This window comes from Bradyrhizobium sp. USDA 241, assembly GCF_049739505.1.
Classification (GTDB): Bacteria; Pseudomonadota; Alphaproteobacteria; order Rhizobiales; family Xanthobacteraceae; genus Bradyrhizobium; species Bradyrhizobium liaoningense.
The window spans coordinates 2,432,359-2,449,251 of sequence record NZ_JBMGPZ010000004.1; the positions used below are offsets into that span (position 1 = coordinate 2,432,359).

General features: G+C 65.8%; 14 protein-coding genes and 1 pseudogene. 4 read left to right on the plus strand and 11 right to left on the minus strand.

The genetic code is table 11. From position 1 onward, the window contains the following. Positions 1 to 120: 120 nt before the first annotated feature. The 5 genes from ABIF91_RS21290 to ABIF91_RS21310 all read right to left on the minus strand — a co-directional run bounded on the left by ABIF91_RS21290 (position 121) and on the right by ABIF91_RS21310 (position 5,973). The gene (locus ABIF91_RS21290) at positions 121 to 825 is read right to left on the minus strand and encodes an ABC transporter ATP-binding protein (protein WP_028178402.1); all 705 of its coding nucleotides are present in this window, start codon (positions 823 to 825) and stop codon (positions 121 to 123) included. Beyond that, complete coding sequence (locus tag ABIF91_RS21295; protein WP_028178401.1) at positions 812 to 2,683, minus strand: ABC transporter permease subunit; 1,872 nt, start codon at positions 2,681 to 2,683, stop codon at positions 812 to 814. The genes ABIF91_RS21290 and ABIF91_RS21295 overlap by 14 nt, the downstream gene beginning before the upstream one ends. After that, a complete protein-coding gene (locus tag ABIF91_RS21300; RefSeq protein WP_014439677.1) occupies positions 2,680 to 3,555 on the minus strand; it encodes a branched-chain amino acid ABC transporter permease in 876 nt (291 codons plus the stop codon). Before ABIF91_RS21300 ends, ABIF91_RS21295 begins: the two co-directional genes overlap by 4 nt. Positions 3,556 to 3,564: 9 nt before the next feature. Next, the gene (locus tag ABIF91_RS21305; protein ID WP_424579346.1) at positions 3,565 to 4,884 is read right to left on the minus strand and encodes a substrate-binding protein; all 1,320 of its coding nucleotides are present in this window, start codon (positions 4,882 to 4,884) and stop codon (positions 3,565 to 3,567) included. Between the two features lie 66 nt (positions 4,885 to 4,950). Next, complete coding sequence (locus ABIF91_RS21310) at positions 4,951 to 5,973, minus strand: carbon-nitrogen hydrolase family protein (protein WP_035669962.1); 1,023 nt, start codon at positions 5,971 to 5,973, stop codon at positions 4,951 to 4,953. Between the two features lie 136 nt (positions 5,974 to 6,109). On the opposite strand from ABIF91_RS21310, the gene ABIF91_RS21315 reads away from it, so the two are divergent. Then, complete coding sequence (locus ABIF91_RS21315) at positions 6,110 to 7,084, plus strand: LysR family transcriptional regulator (protein WP_028178398.1); 975 nt, start codon at positions 6,110 to 6,112, stop codon at positions 7,082 to 7,084. Between the two features lie 11 nt (positions 7,085 to 7,095). Here ABIF91_RS21315 and ABIF91_RS21320 read toward each other — a convergent pair whose 3' ends face one another. Both ABIF91_RS21320 and ABIF91_RS21325 read right to left on the minus strand, forming a co-directional pair. Further along, positions 7,096 to 8,472, minus strand: coding sequence for a flippase (locus ABIF91_RS21320; RefSeq protein WP_028178397.1), 1,377 nt, complete (start codon positions 8,470 to 8,472; stop codon positions 7,096 to 7,098). Positions 8,473 to 8,555: 83 nt separating this feature from the next. Continuing rightward, positions 8,556 to 9,395 (minus strand): protein-disulfide reductase DsbD domain-containing protein, encoded by an 840-nt coding sequence (locus ABIF91_RS21325; RefSeq protein ID WP_028178396.1) that lies wholly within the window; start codon positions 9,393 to 9,395, stop codon positions 8,556 to 8,558. Between the two features lie 141 nt (positions 9,396 to 9,536). Here ABIF91_RS21325 and ABIF91_RS21330 point away from each other — a divergent pair, with 141 nt between their 5' ends. After that, a complete protein-coding gene (locus tag ABIF91_RS21330; RefSeq protein ID WP_028178395.1) occupies positions 9,537 to 10,181 on the plus strand; it encodes a YqgE/AlgH family protein in 645 nt (214 codons plus the stop codon). 167 nt (positions 10,182 to 10,348) lie between these two features. Here the strand turns inward: ABIF91_RS21330 and ABIF91_RS21335 are convergent, their stop codons facing one another. Together ABIF91_RS21335 and ABIF91_RS21340 are read right to left on the minus strand one after the other, a co-directional pair. Next, positions 10,349 to 11,236 (minus strand): TauD/TfdA dioxygenase family protein, encoded by an 888-nt coding sequence (locus tag ABIF91_RS21335; RefSeq protein WP_028178394.1) that lies wholly within the window; start codon positions 11,234 to 11,236, stop codon positions 10,349 to 10,351. A gap of 98 nt (positions 11,237 to 11,334) precedes the next feature. Next, complete coding sequence (locus ABIF91_RS21340) at positions 11,335 to 12,114, minus strand: SDR family NAD(P)-dependent oxidoreductase (RefSeq protein WP_028178393.1); 780 nt, start codon at positions 12,112 to 12,114, stop codon at positions 11,335 to 11,337. A 96-nt stretch (positions 12,115 to 12,210) separates the two neighbouring features. Here ABIF91_RS21340 and ABIF91_RS21345 point away from each other — a divergent pair, with 96 nt between their 5' ends. Both ABIF91_RS21345 and ABIF91_RS21350 read left to right on the plus strand, forming a co-directional pair. Next, a complete protein-coding gene (locus ABIF91_RS21345) occupies positions 12,211 to 12,948 on the plus strand; it encodes an SDR family NAD(P)-dependent oxidoreductase (RefSeq protein WP_028178392.1) in 738 nt (245 codons plus the stop codon). Between the two features lie 60 nt (positions 12,949 to 13,008). Then, on the plus strand, positions 13,009 to 13,377 hold the full coding sequence (locus ABIF91_RS21350; protein ID WP_028178391.1) for a CsbD family protein: 369 nt from the start codon (positions 13,009 to 13,011) through the stop codon (positions 13,375 to 13,377). A 165-nt stretch (positions 13,378 to 13,542) separates the two neighbouring features. Here the strand turns inward: ABIF91_RS21350 and ABIF91_RS21355 are convergent, their stop codons facing one another. Both ABIF91_RS21355 and ABIF91_RS21360 read right to left on the minus strand, forming a co-directional pair. Further along, positions 13,543 to 15,258, minus strand: coding sequence for a DUF459 domain-containing protein (locus ABIF91_RS21355; RefSeq protein ID WP_424579347.1), 1,716 nt, complete (start codon positions 15,256 to 15,258; stop codon positions 13,543 to 13,545). Positions 15,259 to 15,427: 169 nt separating this feature from the next. Continuing rightward, a pseudogene (locus tag ABIF91_RS21360) lies at positions 15,428 to 16,799 on the minus strand (lytic murein transglycosylase). Between the last annotated feature and the right edge of the window lie 94 nt (positions 16,800 to 16,893).

The following is a 16,893-nucleotide window of genomic DNA, read 5'->3' on the forward strand; positions in this document are numbered from 1 at the left end:
ATAAACTTTCCCTGACGGGCAAGCCGTTGGACCAAATAAGAAATATCTTCCCGCGGGGCGGCGACAGACAGTCGTTTCGCCCACATCGGTGCCCTCTCGCGAAACAGCCGTTCGCGGTGCTCACGCGCCGACGCCGAGGAAATCCCGCGCCAGGTCAGGATTGGCGGTGAGCTCGGCGGAGGTGCCCTCGAACACCACGTGGCCGTTGTTGAGGCCGTAGACGCGGGTGGCGAAGCTCAGCGCTGCGGCGACGTTCTGCTCCACCACGATCATGGTGCGGCCTTCGCGCGCGAGGCTGGTGGCGACGTTGACGAGATCGCGCACGATCAGCGGCGCCAGTCCCTCGAACGGCTCGTCGAGCAGGATGATGCGGGCGTCGCGGATCAGCGCGCGGGCGATCGAGAGCATCTGCTGCTCGCCGCCCGACAGCGTTCGTCCGAGAGACTTGCGTCGTTCCTTTAGGCGCGGAAACACACCGTAGATGCGCTCGAACGACCACGCGTTAGGTGCGGTCAAGGCCGCGATGCGCAGATTCTCCTCTACTGTCAGGCCGCCGAAGATCGCGCGCTCCTCCGGGACCAGCTGCACGCCCATGTTGGCGATGGCGGATGGAGCGAGACCGCTGATCGTCTTGCCATCGAGCCGGATCTCGCCGCTCCTCGGGGCGAGCACCCCCATGATCGAACGCAGCGTCGTGGTCTTGCCGGCGCCGTTGCGACCGAGCAGCGCCACGACCTCGCCCTCCTCGACCCGGATCGAGAGGTCGAACAGGACATGGGAATCGCCGTAGAGCGTGTTGATGCGGTCGACTTCAAGCAGGCTCATGTGCGTGAAGCCCTCCGAGGTAAGCGTCCTGAACCTGCTGGTTGCCGCGGATTTCGTCCGCCGTGCCGTCGGCGAGCAGGCGGCCTTCGTAGAGCACGGTGATGCGCTCGGCGAGGCCGAAGATCGCGTCGAGGTCGTGCTCGACGATGACGATGGTGCAGGTCCGGGCGATGTCGCGGATCAGTGCGCAGGTCGCGGCGCGTTCCGACGGGCTCATGCCGGCGAGGGGCTCGTCGAGCAACAGCACCTTCGGGCTCGTCGCAAACGCCATGCCGATCTCGAGCCGCCGCTTCTCGCCGTAGGCAAGGATGTGCGCCGGCGTGTCGGCGCGCGCTGCAAGATCGAGCAGCGCCATGATAGCGTCGATCTGTGCCTCCACCTCCGGCAGACTGTCGGCCGTTCGCAGCAGGTCGATCCGCAGCGGTCCGCGGCAGCGCGCCAAGGCGGCGATGCGCAAATTCTTCCGCACCGAGAGATTCGGAAAGAGCTGGTTCAACTGGTTGGACTTGGCGATGCCGAACTGCGCCGTCCGGCTGACGCCGTGGCCGGTCACCTGCGATCCGAACAACAGCACATGACCCGAGGTCGGGCTGACCTCGTCCAGCAGCATCTTGAACAGCGTGCTCTTGCCGGCGCCGTTGGGGCCGATCACCGCATGAATGGAGCCGCAGCGCACCTTGAACGAGACGCCGTCGACGGCTTTCAGGCCGCCATAGTGCCGCGCCAGCGCGCAGGCTTCCAGGGCAACGTCGCTGTCGCCGGTGGCGGGCGGCGGCAATGGCAGGGCGGTGTCGCGCCCCTTGCTCGATGCGGCTTTCACCGCGCCGGCCTCGATCGCCTCGGTTGCGGCCTCGGCGGCCCGACGTGCGGACAGGGTCCGGCGCTCGGTCAACCAATGGATGATCTCGCCGCAGATGCCGCGGCGCAGGCCGACGACCAGGGCGATGAAGGCGATGCCGAGCACCAGCTTCCACAGCGTGGTGAGGCCGGGAATGAGCTGGAGATTGTCGCGCAGCCAGAGCCAGACCGCGGCACCGACCAGCGGTCCGATCAGGGTGTTGGCGCCGCCGACGATGGTCTGGACCACGAGCTGGCCGGACGTTTCCAGCGAGAACGCGTCCGGCGGCATGTAGCTCTGGAACGAGCCGAGCAGGCCGCCGGCGAGCCCGGCGTAGAGCGCGGCGATGACGAAGGCTGCGAGCTTGTAGGCCGGCACGTTGTGGCCGAGCATTGCGACGCGCGCGGTGTTCTCCTTGATCGCGAGCAGGATCGCGCCCACGGGAGAGCGGACGATGCGGCGTGCCAGTACGTAGCCACCAAAGAAAATCACCGCGAACAGCACGTACATCGGCAGGCCTGCGCCGATGCGGATGGCATGCTCGCCGAAGCCGAGCACGGGCACCGGCACTCCGGGAATGCCGTTCTCGCCACCGGTATAGTGCGACAGCGGCGAGTTCTCGATGAAATAGGCCATCTGGCCGAACGCCAGCGTGATCATCGTGAAGTAGATGCCGATGCGGCGCACCGCGAGCCAGCCGACGACGAGCCCGAATGCGCCGGCCGATATCGTGCCGGCGGCGAGCGCCAGCCACACGCTGCTCAGCGTGCCGGAAACCAGCAGATACGCCGTGACGAAGCCGCCGACGCCGTAGAACGCGGCCTGGCCGAATGACAGGAGGCCCGCGAGGCCAAACAGGATGTCGAAGCCGAGCCCGATCAGTCCCCAGTTCAGCACCCGCGTCAGCAGGTCGATGGAGAAGCCGAGATGCGGCAGCACCACCGGTGCCGCAATCAGCGTGGCTAGAATCGCGAGCTCCGGAATGTGGCTCCGCAGCCCGCCCGATCGCGACCTGTTCATACCCGTCCTTCCGAGCCGAACAGGCCTTGCGGGCGCAATACCAGGAGCAGCGCCATCAGCGCGTAGAGCATCACTTCCGAATAGGAGGAGTTGAACGCGCTGGTGAGGCTGACGATCTCGCCGGCGATCAGCCCGCCGACCACGGCGCCCGGGAACGAGCCGAGGCCGCCGAGCACGATCACGACGAAGGACTGCGCCATGAAATTCGCGCCCATGTCCGGGGTCACCGCGACGACCGGAGCATACAGCATTCCGGCGAGGCCGACTGCGACGACGCCGATCGCGAACACCAGCAGGAAGGTGCGCCGCAGATTGATGCCGAGGATGCCGACCATGCCGGGGTTCTCGATTCCGGCGCGAACCACGAGACCCATCGAAGTCCGGTAGAGCACGAGATAGAGGCCGACCAGCAGCGTTGCGATGATGGCGATGAGCTGGAGGCGGTAGGTCGGATAGATCAGGAAGCCGAGCTGCGTTGCGCCCTGTCCCCATGACGGCGTCGGCACGCGCTGCGCGTTGCCGCCGAAGACGGCGCGCACGCACTCCACGAGCACGATGCCGATGCCGTAGGTGACGAGGATCTGGTCTTCATGCGGCCGGCCGTAGAAGAAGCGGATGATCAGGCGCTCGAGCAGAAAGCCGAGCACCAGCATGAAGCCGCAGCCGACCGCGATCGCGAGCAGGAACGACTGGGTGTATTGCAGCATGACGAAGGCGGCATAGGCGCCCACGGCGAACAACGCGCCGTGGGCGAAGTTCAGGACACCGAGCGTGCCCAGGATGATGGTCAGGCCGCTGCTGACGAGCGCCAGCAGCGAACCGAGGGCGAGGCCGTTGAAGGCCTGCGAGGCGAGGGCGGGCCAGCTTGGCATCTGGGCGGCTCAGGTATAGGAGCCGAGCTTGCAGCCGAACAGGTCCGGCGGATTCATCACGCTCTCGCCTTCGGCGACGTCGACGATCTCGTAATAGTCCTCGGGCCCCTTCATTTCCGCCGGCGCCTTGCCGCGCAGGACCGGGATCGGACGCACCATCTGGTGATCCTCGGCGCGGAAATAGACCTTGCCGATCGTGGTCTCGTAGGGCTGCTCCTTTGAGGCCTCCATCGCCTTGATGACGTCGACCGGATTGAAGCTCTTCACCCGCTCGACCGTCAGCGACCAGAGATAGGTCTGCATGTAGCCGATATGGGCGCCCCAGCGCGGGTGATACTTGTTCTTCGCGACGAAGGCGTCGACGAAGCCCTTCGCGAGCGGATAGCGATCCGACAGCGTCCACCAGAAGTCGCAGCTGCCATAGACGCCCTGCATGATTTCGGCGCCGAGCTCCTTGTCCTGGAACGAGGACAGGTTCGGCACCACCAGCTTCATCTTCTTGAGCACGCCGAATTGCTCGGCCTGCTTGGTCGAGGCGACCGCGTCGGCGCCGAAGGCGATGTTGACGAACACGTCCGCGCCGCTGTTGGCGATGTTGAGAAGCGCCGAGGAATAGTCGGTGGTGCCGAGCGGAACCACTTCCTTGGCGACCTGTTGCCAGCCCTGTTCCTTCGAGAACTTCGCGAAGCTGTCATAGACCGTGTGGCCGTAGGTATAGTCGGGCACCAGGAAGGCGGTTTTCATGTTCTTGCCGAGCGCCTTGGCGACGACGGGCGCGAGCGCCTTGGCGGCCATGTAGGCGTTCTGCTGCGAGCGGAAGCCATAGCGCTGGCAGTTCTTGCCGGTAATGTCGTTGGAGCCGGCGATGCCCACCATGTAGAGCACCTTTTCGCGGGAGCCCAATTCCTCCAGCGCGATTGCGCTGGCGCTCGACACCGAGCCTGAAAGCATGATCGCCTTGTCGCGCTGGATGAACTGCGTGGCGCTCTGCACGTCGAGATTGGGTTTGCTCTCGGTGTCGGACACCTTGTGGCGGATCTGGCGGCCGAGTACGCCCTTGCCTTGCAGGCCCCATTTCTTCGCGGCATCGCCGCCCGCGTTGATCTCCGAGATCGCCAGTTCGTAACCAAGCTTGAGATCGCCGCCGTCGCCGGAGAAAACGCCGGTGAGCGGAATGGTCAGTCCGACGAAGACCGAGTCCGCGGTGACGCCGTCCGGGAAGGTGCCGATGCTGGCCGGCGTCTGCGCCCAGGCGGCGCTACCTGGAAGCACGAGACCGGCAGCGGCGCCGGCGCTTCCGAGCAGAATCTGACGACGATCGAGCTTCATGACTCACCTTCCATGTTTGATCACCGCCGGATCGGCCGGTGCATTGCGGTTGGGTACGAGCCGGGCTCACGACCCGGCATCGATATGATCGCTCTCCGCGTCCGGCTGGGACGCCGCGTTTCCGGTGAAGGACACGGGATTGAGCCGGCGGCGGTTGACGCTGAGGTCGAAAATGTCGAATCGGTTGTAGTAGCCGACCACGTCATGAAACTGCTTGGGCTCGACGCAGCGGTTGAGATCGATCTCGGCGTAGAGGATGCCTTCCTCGTCGCGCAGCGCCTCGCCGATCTGCTCGCCGGTCGGATCGAGGAAGAAGGTTTCCGCGCGCGGTGTCGCGTCGAGCACGGCGGCGGCGGAGGCGTCGCGCGCCACCAGCATGTCGCGCGCCGCCTTGTCGAGCACACCCGCGGTGACGAGGCCGAACACCTTTGCCTCGAAGCAATGCGCGCTTGCCCGGATCCGGGTGGCCGCTGCGATGTGGTAATTGCCGCCAACGGCCGGCCGGCGGGTCGGCCAAACCGGCGGCCAGCTCGAAATATGAAGCTGCTCACCCTGCGCCATCAGCGAATAGCGTGCCAACGGGTTGGTGTTCTCGCCGCAGATCAGTTGCCCGATCTTGCCGAACCTGGTGTCGACGACGCGCAGGCCCGCGCCGTCGCCGCCGCTCCAGATCAGCTTCTCGTAGAAGGTCGGCACCAGCTTGCGGTGGTGGTTGAGGATCTCGCCGTCCTCGCCGATCAGGAGGTTGCTATTCCAGATCGCACCGACGCTCGCCGGCGACTTCTCGCTGATGCCGATCGACACCACGACGCCGAGCGCGCGCGCTTCGTCGCGGATCGCCTTGATCTCGGGGCCGTCGACCAGCACGGACTGGTCAGCCATGCGGACGAACAGGTCGTGATTGTCGATCGGAGCCCACAGCGCAGCCCATACCGGGAATGCAGGAATGAACGTCTCGGAGAATGCCACGATCTCGGCGCCGGCGGCGGCTGCCTCACGGATGAGCGAGATTGCCTTCTTTGTGGTCGCCGAGCGGTCGAGAAACACTGGCGCGGCATGGACCGCGGCGGCCTTGAAGCGAGGAAGCATGGCTTTGTCCTTGGTTCAGGACAGGCTAGTGGCGTCCCCGGGGCCTCGATACAGACAATCCTGCAAGACGGCTTGCAGGGGGCGGCAATCCGTCTCACCGTACGTCGCTGGCACAACGCTTGCTGCCTGGTGGGGCATGCAGGAGTTCAACTCACTCGACTGGGACGACCTCAAGATATTCCTTCACGCGGCCCGCGGCGGCAGCCTGGGCAGCGCGGCGAAGCGTCTGCGGGTCGACCAATCCACCATCAGCCGGCGGATCGCGCATCTCGAATGCGCGCTGGGCGCGACGCTGTTCGAGCGTTCGCCGCAGGGGTTGCGTGTCAACGAAGCCGGCGAACGCCTGCTCTGTCACGCCGAGCGGATCGAGAGCGCCGTCATTGCGATGCATCAGGACGTGCAGCGCGGCGGCAGCCGGATGGCGGGCCGCGTCCGGCTCGCGACGATGGAAGGCATCGCCTCGCTCTATCTCGCATTCCGCTTCGCACCGCTGCGGCAACGTTATCCGGATCTCACCGTCGAGCTCCTGACCTCGCCGCAGGCGGTCTCGGTCAATCGCCGCGAGGCCGATATTTTCCTGAGCTTCTTCCGTCCGCCGGGGCAGGGCATGGCGTCCGAGCGGCTCGGCAGCTTTCAGCTCGCCCTCTACGGCTCCCGCGATTATCTCGCTCGCGAGGGCATGCCGGAACGGCCCGCGGACCTCGCGCGCCACAGCTTCGTCACCTACATCGACGATCTGATCCAGCTGGATTCGGTGCGCTGGCTCGACGACATCATCCGCAATCCGCCGGTCAGCTTTCACTCCAACAGCATGATCGCGCAGATGAACGCCGCGGCCGGCGGCATCGGCCTGGTGCTGCTGCCGAGCTTTGCGGTGGCTGGCCGCAGCGATCTGGTTCCGGTGTTGCACGAGAAGATGTCGACGACGCGCGACGTCTGGATCAACGTCCACAGCGACCTCCAGTTCGTGCCGCGCATCCGCGCCGTCTCGAGTTATCTCAAGGCGATGTTCAAGTCCGACCCGCTGATGCAGGCGGATACGTCGGGCCGCAAGATGCTCGACGCGCTGCTGGTAGCGGATGCCGCGGTCGTCGCATTTGAGAGCGGCTGAGGGCGCAACGGCTATGCCGTGCGGCGGCCGAACGCCAGCACGTGCAGGCCGAGCCGCTGCCGCACGATCCAGAACAACAGCACCGTCTCGAAGCTGAGCGAGATCGAGGTTGCGGCCGCGGCGCCGTGGCCGCCATAGCGCGGCACCAGCGCAATGCAGAGCACGAGGTTCATCACGAAGGCCAGTGCATAGGCCAGCGCGCAGATCTTCTGCTGCCCGAGCATGTTGAGCAGGCGCTCCACCGGCCCGATCGCGGAGCGCACCACGAGCCCGATCGCGGCGACGAACATGATGTCGTAGCCGACCACGAACTGCGGCCCGAACAGCCACAGCAGCGGCTTGCCGAGCGCCAGCAGCACGATGGTCGCGGCCAGCGACGGCCAGAACGTCCAGTTGATGGCATGCGCCACATAGGCCGAGAGGCGCGCCTTGTCGCCGAGCGCATTGTATTCCGCGAAACGATGCGCCGTCGTGGCCGACATCGCGTAGTGGATGAAGGAGACCAGCGCCAGCGTCTTCACCACGGCGAAATAGACGCCGACCTCGTCCGAGGGGCGGAATTGCTGCAGCACCAGCACGTCGGTGTAGGACAAGAGCATGTAGAAGCTCTCGACCAGCAGGATCGGTAGTGAGATAGCGAGCCAGCCCCTGATGTCGTAGGCCTTGGGGCCCGGCCCGATGTGATCGGCGAGCTTGCGATTCAGCACCAGCATCTGCCCGGTCATCGCGATCCAGACCGCACCTGCGCTCGCGACCATCGCGGCGACCGCGCCGAGATGATAGCCGAGCAGGAAGGCCGCGGCCGTGAGGCCGATGATCAGCGCCTGGCGGATGATGAATTGCGGCATCAGGCCGAGCTGCATCCAGTCATGCGAGCGCGCGATGCCGTCCTGGGTGTTGGCGACGACGAAAGCAGGGAGGGTCATGCAGCCGATATAGAGCGGCAGTTCCTCGGCCGGATCGATCCACGGCGACAGTAGCTTGACGATGCCGGCAAGGGCGAGCGAGACCAGCGTCGACACGGCAAAGGTCAGCCAGCGGCTACCGGAGAGAAAGCCCCGCAGCAGCGCCTGCTCGCCGCTGGTGCGGTACTCCGGGATGATCTTCTGCGCGGAGGCGGAGATGCCGAAATCCATCATGCTGCCGAGCAGCAGCACCCAGGTCCAGACATAGACATAGACGCCGTAGTCGGACGTGCCCATCCAGCGCGCAAGCAGAACCTGCGAGACATAGGCGAGCCCCGCGCTGATCACGCGGATGACGAAGATGGTGCCGGCGAGCCGCCGCGTCAGCGACGCCTCGCTCGATCCGCCCGTCAGCTTGGCCCGCAGCCGCGCGATCAGCCCGGCCGGTCCGGTCGTTCCGGGTTGTGCGTCCATCACGGCCACGTCGAACAGTCCCCAGGCATCCCGCATGCTGCGGCATGCCAGGGGACTAGCAACCATTCGTTAAGATTCGGTTGGGTGGGGCGCTAATTCAAATTCGTATTGAATTCGTACGCCTTGTCAGGCCCGACCAGCGTGAACTTCAGCGCCGCACCATCCGGCTTGGCGCCCGGCGGCAGTCCGTCGAGCTCGAAAGAGAACCGCATCACCCCAGGCGGGCTGTGCGGCACCGGCGCCGGAATCGGCAGCGCCCAATCGGGCGTCGGCCCTTCCACGAACAGATTGACGTTGCGGCTGTCCGGCGTCACCACGTCGACTACCACGTTCTTGGGCCCGTCACGCTTGACGTCGCGGATGGTGAGCGGATTGGGGTCGCCGATATTGGCGGGCTTGGGCACGGTGTCGAGCGCAGCACGCAAGTTCGCATCCTCGGTCGAGGCGACGCTGTTGAAGCCGAGCTCGGCGCTGGCCTCGACGGGAATGCAGAGCTTCTCGCAGACCGCGTAATTGATCTCGGCGCGCAAGGTCACGGGCTTGTCGGCGGCCTTGGCGACGATGCGCAAGGGCAGCACGATCTGGTTGTGGTAGCCGATCGAATGGCCGCCCGCGCCGTCGTTGAATTTCAGCGGCGCCGGCCACATGATCGTCACCGCCTCGACATTCTCGGACTTCGAGAAGTCGAACCGCGGTGGAACGCCGGAATCGCCGGGTGTGCGCCAGTAGGTCTTCCAGCCGGGCTCGAGCTGGAACGCAATACCGCCAAGCAGGACAGCGCCGCTGCGCGATCCCGCCAACAACCGCACCGCGGAATGTCCGTCGCGCTGCCACGGCGAAGCGTCATCGGCACGTGCTACGATGGCCAACGACGCGGCAAGCAAGGTTGTCGCGACGCCAATCGCCGCACGCAGGGGAACTCTTGTGAGCATGGCACGTCTTTACAGGGTGGCCCCCGACCAAACCATTGAATTGCTTGTGATGGTGCACTTGAATCAAGCCCGTGCAAGCCTTGATTTGACAGCGGACCAGCCCGACATCAGGATAGGAATTGAAACCGGAGTGCTTCACCGATGGCTCCCACAGGCAAGAGGACGGGCGAAAGCACCCGCAGCTCGGGCCCCGCACTGCCCAATTCGGCCGGTTACCTCGACGGCCGGCTCCTGATTGCGATGCCCGTGATGGGCGATTCCCGGTTCGAGCGGTCGGTCATCTATCTCTGCGCCCATTCGGCCGAGGGAGCGATGGGCATCATCGTGAACCACCCCGCCGGCAGCATCGACTTCCCCGAGCTGTTGCAGCAGCTCGGCATCATCAAGAAGGGCGAGCACATCAAGCTGCCGGAGAATGCCGAAAGCATGAAGGTGCTGCGGGGCGGACCGGTCGACACCGGCCGCGGCTTCGTGCTGCATTCCAGCGACTTCTACATCGAGAATGCGACGCTGCGGATCGATGACGGCGTCTGCCTCACCGCGACCGTCGATATCCTGCGCGCGATCGCCAACGGCTCCGGCCCCAAGCACGCCATCCTCGCGCTCGGCTACGCCGGCTGGGCGCCGGGACAGCTCGAGACGGAGATCCAGAGCAACGGCTGGCTGCATTGCGATGCCGATGCGGATCTGATCTTCGGCGACGACGTCGACGACAAGTACAACCGCGCCTTGCAAAAAATCGGCATCGATCCCGGCATGCTCTCGAACGAGGCCGGGCACGCGTAGCGTTAGTGCTTCGCTGTATTCGTCCCACCTATCTCTGTCGTCGCCCGGCTTGACCGGGCGACCCAGTACGCCGCAGCCTCTCGGTTCAATCGCGGCCGTCTCTGGAATACTGGATCGCCCGGTCAAGCCGGGCGATGACACCGGTTGCTGAAGAGCGCTGTGCCCCGCTACTCCGCCGCCTGCTGCTGCACCGTCGGCTCGGTTCCTGCCACCGTCGCGCGGCGCATGTCGCGGGGCTGGGACTGGTCGTAGCGGCGGACGCGGTGCATGGTCTGGCGGTTGTCCCACATCACGAGGTCATGCAGCTTCCATTTATGCACGTAGACGAATTCCGGCTGGGTCGCGTGCTCGTTCAGGTCGCGCAGCAGGAGCCGGCCCTCCGGCATGCTCATGCCGACGGCCTTGCCGGCATGCGATGAGAGATACAGCGACTTGCGGCGATGGACGGGATGGGTCCGCACCAGCCGTTGCAGCACCGGCTTGAACATCTCCTTCTCCTCGTCGGTGTATTCGGTGAAGCCGAGCGATCCCCGCGAATACATCAGCGAGTGCTCGCAGACGAGGTCCTCGATCTCCGCCTTGGTCTCGTCGTCGAGTGCGTCATAGGCCGCGCGCATATCGGCGAATTCGGTGTTGCCGCCCTTCGGGTTCACCACGCGCGCCGACAAAAGAGAGAATTTTGCCGGGATGGGACGGAACGAGCTGTCGGAGTGCCAGAGGCAGTTGCCGAGATTGAACAGATGCGCGCGGCTGTCCTTCGCCAGCGGCTTGCCGTCCTTGCCGAGATTGGAGACGTCGTTCAGCCCGGATTGCAGCCGGTAGTCCTTCTCCTTGGTCACGGTGCCGCCGCGCGCGTCCTCGCGCGGGCCGAAATTCAGCGCGAAAGCCATCTGCTGCTCGTCGGTGATGTCCTGGTCGTGGAAAACCAGAACCGCATATTTGTCCATGGCCGCCTCGACCTGGCGCGCTTCATCCGGTGTGAGCGGCTTGCGCAAGTCGAGGCCGGAAACCTCGCCGACAAAATGCTTCTGAAGCTGCCGGATGGCGATCGTCATGACGTTCTCTCCCGCGGGTCGCGAGCGGTTATTCCCGCTCTGTTGACGAAAAAGCTACTCCCGCGTCAGTCGTTGTCAACGCTTCGAGCGCATGGCTCTCACGCGTTACGCGCCATCAGCCCGCCATCGACCGGGATCACCGCGCCGGTGAGGAACGACGCTGCCGGCAGGCACAGGCTCAGCGTCATATGCGCGACCTCTTCAGGATCGCCGTAGCGGCCGAGTGCGGTGCGGCGCTTGGCGTAGATGGTCTTGTGCTCCTCGGAGATGCGGTCGGTGATGGCGGTGCGGATCGGTCCGGGGCAGATGCAGTTGACGGTGATGCCCTCGCGGCCGAGCTCCACCGCCAGCGAGCGGGTGAGGCTCGCAACGCCCCCCTTCGCTGCCGAATACGGGCTGTGCAATGCGGTGGCCCCGAGCGCTTCGGTCGAGGCGATGTTGACGATGCGCGGGCTCTTCGACTTGCGCAAGTGCGGCAGCGCAGCACGAATGATGCGCGGATGCGCCGTCAGCATCACGGCGATGCCCCGGGCCCAGGCGTCCTCATAGGCCTCGTCGTCGATCGCGACACGCACGGAGATGCCGGCATTGTTGACGACGATGTCGATTGCCCCGAAATGCGCGGCGACATCGCCGACCACGTGCTTGGTCTCGCCGCCGTCGGCGACGTCGAGCTTCCACGCCCTTGCTGAACCGCCGCTCGCCGCAATCTCCCTGGCGACAGCATGCGCGCCCTGCTCGTCGAAATCCGTGACGGCCACGTTGGCGCCCTCGGCTGCGAACACGCGCGCGGTCGCGCGTCCCATGCCGCTGGCCGCGCCGGTGACGAGAACGGTGAGGCCCTTCACGGACCGGCTGAGCTCCCTGAAGTCGGACATGCTGTTCCTCGCGCTGTGCTTGTTCTTGTTGTGATTGACAAGGCTGGCATCGATCCGCAGACAGGTCAAACAAGCAAGACAATAGGGGAGGCCGCGATGGCGAACGAACTCGATTTCTCGGGCAAGCAGGTGCTGGTGGTCGGCGGTTCCAGCGGCATCGGCAATGGCATCGCGCAGGCATTTCGCACCAGAGGCGCGCATGTCGCGGTGTGCGGCACGCGTGCTCGGCCTGCGGAATATTCCATCGAGGAAGGCTCCGATCTCACGGGGCTCGCCTATGCCCAGCTCGACGTCAGCAATGCCGGAGCGATCGAGGCGTTCAAGCCGTCCTTCGACAGGCTCGACATACTCGTGCTCGCGCAGGGTGCGGTGCTCTATCGCCGCGGCGAGTTCGAGATGGCCGGCTTTCGCAAGGTGGTCGAGGTCAACCTGATGAGCCTGATGGCCTGCGCGACGCGCTTTCATTCCATGTTGCGGGATGCGAAGGGCGCGCTGATCATCGTGTCCTCGACCGCGGCCTATCATTCCACGATGGGCAATCCCGCCTACAACGCGTCGAAGACCGGCGCGGTCGGATTGACGCGGACGCTGGGCGAGGCCTGGGCCGAGGACGGCATCCGCGTCAACGGCATCGCGCCGGGGCTCGTCGACACCAAGATGACGAAGGTGACGACCGACAATCCGAAGCGGCTCGAAGGCGCGCTCGCGCGCATCCCGCTGCGGCGATTGGGCACGCCGGCCGATATGGCCGGCGCGGCGCTGTTCCTGGCCTCGCCGCTGTCGTCCTACATTATTGGCCAGACGCTGGTCGTCGATGGCGGTCTCATTCTCTGATCCCTTGGAACTGCACTGCTCCTGATCGGTTACTTGGGTTGACCCCCGAGGAGGAGCAACATGGATACGGATCGGATTGTCGGATCGGCCAAGGAATATGCCGGCCGCGCGGAAGGCGCGATCGGAGACGTCGCAGGCGATGCGAAGACGCAGGCGTCGGGCAAGGCACGGGAGGCTGCAGGCACGGTGCAGAACCTCTACGGCCAGGCCAAGGATGCGGTGCGTGATGCCACGGACACCGCTGCGGGCTATGCCAAGGACGCCTACGAGAACAGCGGCGAGACCTTCCGCGACGGCTCGAAGGCGATCGCGCAGAAGGTGCAGGACAACCCGCTCGGCGCGCTGCTGGTCGCCGGCGGCATCGGCTTCGCGCTGGCGCTTCTGATGTCGCGACCCGCCCGCCGCCCGCCGCCGCGTTGGCGCTACTAAAGCATGATCCGGAAAAGTGCGAAGCGGTTTTCCGGAAAGATCATGCGTAAACAACAATCTAACGCGCGATGACGATTCATCCAAATCTCATCGCGCTTTAGGGCCGAGCCAATACCACGTCGTTCCGGGGCTCGCGCCGCGTGCGCCCCGGAATGACGTCTCAAATCAACGGAATATCTCCGCCGAGCGCCCGACATTGGCAGGCGGGCGCGGAATCCCTGGATTGGAATTCGGATTGCGCGGCCCCGGGGCCGGCGTCCATTGGCGCGGCTGCGGAGAGCCGAAGCCGAACCCGAAGAAATCCCGGCCTGCGGGCGTCGCCTGGGCCGGCTGCTGCGGCGGGACCTGCGGCTTCTTCGGCGCGAGCTTCGGCGGCGCGATCACCGCGGCCGCTCCGGGCGTCCCCTGAGCCGTGCCGCCGTCTGGCGTCGTTGTGGCCATCGGCGTATCGCCCTTTGCCTGCTCACGGCCGACTTCCCGGCGCGGCCAGGCATAATCGTCGGCGCGGCCGGCCGGTGCCGCCAGCGGTTCGCCCTTCACCATGGCCTTGGCTGCGAGCGCATCGACGGCGGCGGGACGCGTGCCGGGCCCGCCCAGCAATTGATCGGTCGAAATCGAGGCTGCAACCAGCGGCAAGATCGGCCCCGCCAGCGGCCGCGGCGCGGGCTTGCCCGGCTCGGCGCTGGTATCGGGGGTGGCAGGCTCGCTCGGCAGCGCGATCGGGCCGGAGCGTCCCGCAAGCAGGCGCGTGATCTCGCGCTCGACATAATGCGCGAGCTTGCGCGCGCCGGCCTTGGTGAAATAGACGCCGTCGGAGCTGCGGAGCTGACGGATCTGGCCTTCGAAGTCCGGGCCCTTCTGGAGGAAGCGGCCGGCCTCGTCGACGAAGCCGTCCCACACGTCGACATAGGTGATGCCGGCCTTGGCCGCGCCCTCACGGTACAGCGAATCCAGGAACAGCGTGTCCGCGGTGCCCTTCGTTCCGCGAACTGCGGGCAGGCCGACCCAGAGCACCGGCACGCCCTTGGCCTTGAGGATGTTGGCGAGCTCCTCGATCTTCTTGCCGTAGAGCTCGACCCAGCGGTCGTCGCGGAATTCGTAGAGGCCGTTCGGGTTGCGCGCGGTCTTCTCCGGCGCGGCCGCGGGCGTGTCGGCATTGTCGGCATCGTCCTGCGGCAGATCGGCATCGGCAGGCTTGTCGTCCGGCTTGGCCGCGGTATCGGTGCCGGGCTTCGTCTCGCCGGGCTTGGCGTCGCCCGGCTTTGCTGGCGGCTTGGCGCGCGCCCCTTTGTCGTTCTTCTTGTCTTTGTCCTTTTCCGCGGCCGCCTTGTCGGCGACGGGCTCGCGGATCGCGGAGCGGTCGTTGAGGCCGAGCATGACGACGATCACGTCGGGCTTCTCGGTCTCGAGAATGCCCCTGGCCGCCGCCGCCCAGTCCGCGGGCTCACCCTTCGGCTGATACTTGATGAGGCCCGACGTGGTCTTGTGCTTGCGGATCACGCCCATGTCGGGCTGCTCGCTGTAGGCGTCTTCCAGGCCGTAAGCGAGCCAGTCGGCCATGGCATCGCCGATCACCAGCACGTTCTTCTCAGGGATGGTGTCGCGTTTCGCCGGCGCCGGTGCGCGCGAAAAATCCTGACGCGGCGCCTGCGGCTGTTGCGGCGGGTACGGTGCGAAGAAGTCGCCGCCGAACCATCCGCCGCCTCCGCCGCCGCCCCGCGGTGGCGGGGCCGCGCGCTGCGGCGGGCCGCCGAAACCGGGGAAGTTGAAGAACTGCGCGGAGGCAGGTCCTGCGACCGAGACCAGGATCGCAAGCGCCGTCCCCAGCGCGATCAACGGGCCGGTCTCGGTCAGCACCTTGAACAGGGACTTCTTCGACATGCGATCTCGGGCGCGCGCGAGGGGATTGGAAGCAGCTTAGTATAATAACGGAATCAGGCCGCAAACGGGCAGATTCTCTTTGCAGATTCTTCTCCATAGGCCGGGGAACAGCCGCCGCCGTCAAGGCTGCCTGCCAAAATCCTGCCTCAGGGTTACTTTCGGCGCGATTTTACCGCCCGCGCAGCCGGTCCAGCACGTCCGATGAGGCAAATCCGTCGGCGGGGACCCCGATCGAGGCCTGGAAGTTGCGCAGGGCTTCCCTTGTCTGGCCGCCGAACTGGCCGTCCGGGGTTCCCTTGTAGAAGCCGCGCTGGGCCAGCAGCTGCTGCAGTTCCAGCCGCTCTGTGCGCGCCAGCTCCCGCTCCTGGCGCGGCCAGGGCTGTACGAAGGGCTGCCCTCCGCGCAGGCGATCGGCGAAATCCATAGGCCTCGGCCGGGTTGTACTTCATGATGACGCGGTAGTTCTGCAGCATCAGGAAGCCCGGTCCTTGCGCGCCGGCCGGTGCCAGCAGATAGGCTTTTTCCGCCGGGTGCGGGAAGGGCTGCCCCGTCGCCCGCTTCAGCCCAAGCTTCTCCCATTGCGCGATCGTCATCGCCTTGGCGCGGTCGGCCAGCATGTAGTTGAAGCCCTGGGGCACGACGACCTCGTAGCCCCAGGTCTGGCCGGACTGCCAGCCGTCCTTCTTCAGGTTGTTGGCGGTGGAGGCGATCAGGTCGGTGGGATTGTCGACGACGTCGCGCCTGCCGTCGCCGTCGCCGTCCACCGCAAAGCGCTTGAAGGCGGTCGGCATGAACTGGGTCGGGCCGAAGGCGCCGGCCCAGGAGCCGCGCAGCTGCTCAGGCCTGAGATCGCCGCGGTTGAGGATCTCCAGCGCGGAGAGGAACTCGTCCTTGAAATAGGCCTGGCGGCGGCCGATGCAGGCGAGCGTCGCGGTCGATTGCAGCACGCTGCGGTCGCCCATCTGCGTCGAGTAATTGGACTCGATGCCCCAGATCGAGGCGATGATGTAGCGGTCGACGCCGGTGGCCCTTTCGGTGGCGTCGAACTGCGCCTTGTACTTGGCGAGAATTTCGCGGCCCTTGGCGAGGCGGTTGTCGTTCACCAGGATGTCGAGATAGTCCCAGATCGACTTGGTGAACTCCGGCTGCGAATCCATGAGGTCCATGATGCGCAGGTCGGGACCAAGGCCTGCGGTGAAGCGCTGAAAATTCTCCTGCGTGATGCCGCGCCGTGCGGCATCGGGCCACATCGCGGCGACGCAATTGCTGAAATTGCCGGCGGCCTCGCGGATCGCGGCGGCCGTCATCAACGGATGGCCCGAGGCGCCGTCCTCGCCGCTCCAGGGTTGAGCGCCGCCGGGGCCGGGAGGCGCTTGCGAAGGTGCCGGATTGGCGCCCGAGAAGATGCCGCCGAACAGGTTGGACAGGCCGTTCTGCGCCTGGGCGTGCGCGCAGGCCGGCAGCAGCGAAGCGGCAGCGACCATCGCTGCGCCGGTCAGAAATCCCGCCCGTTTTGCCAGCCCTGCCATCGTTTGCATCATGTCCCACCCGTCGGCCTGAAAAAATCCGCCACAGGAGGCCCGGTTAGCGTTGCCAATAGCTTAACAAAGGTGAAATTTTGGTGACGGGCTTTTT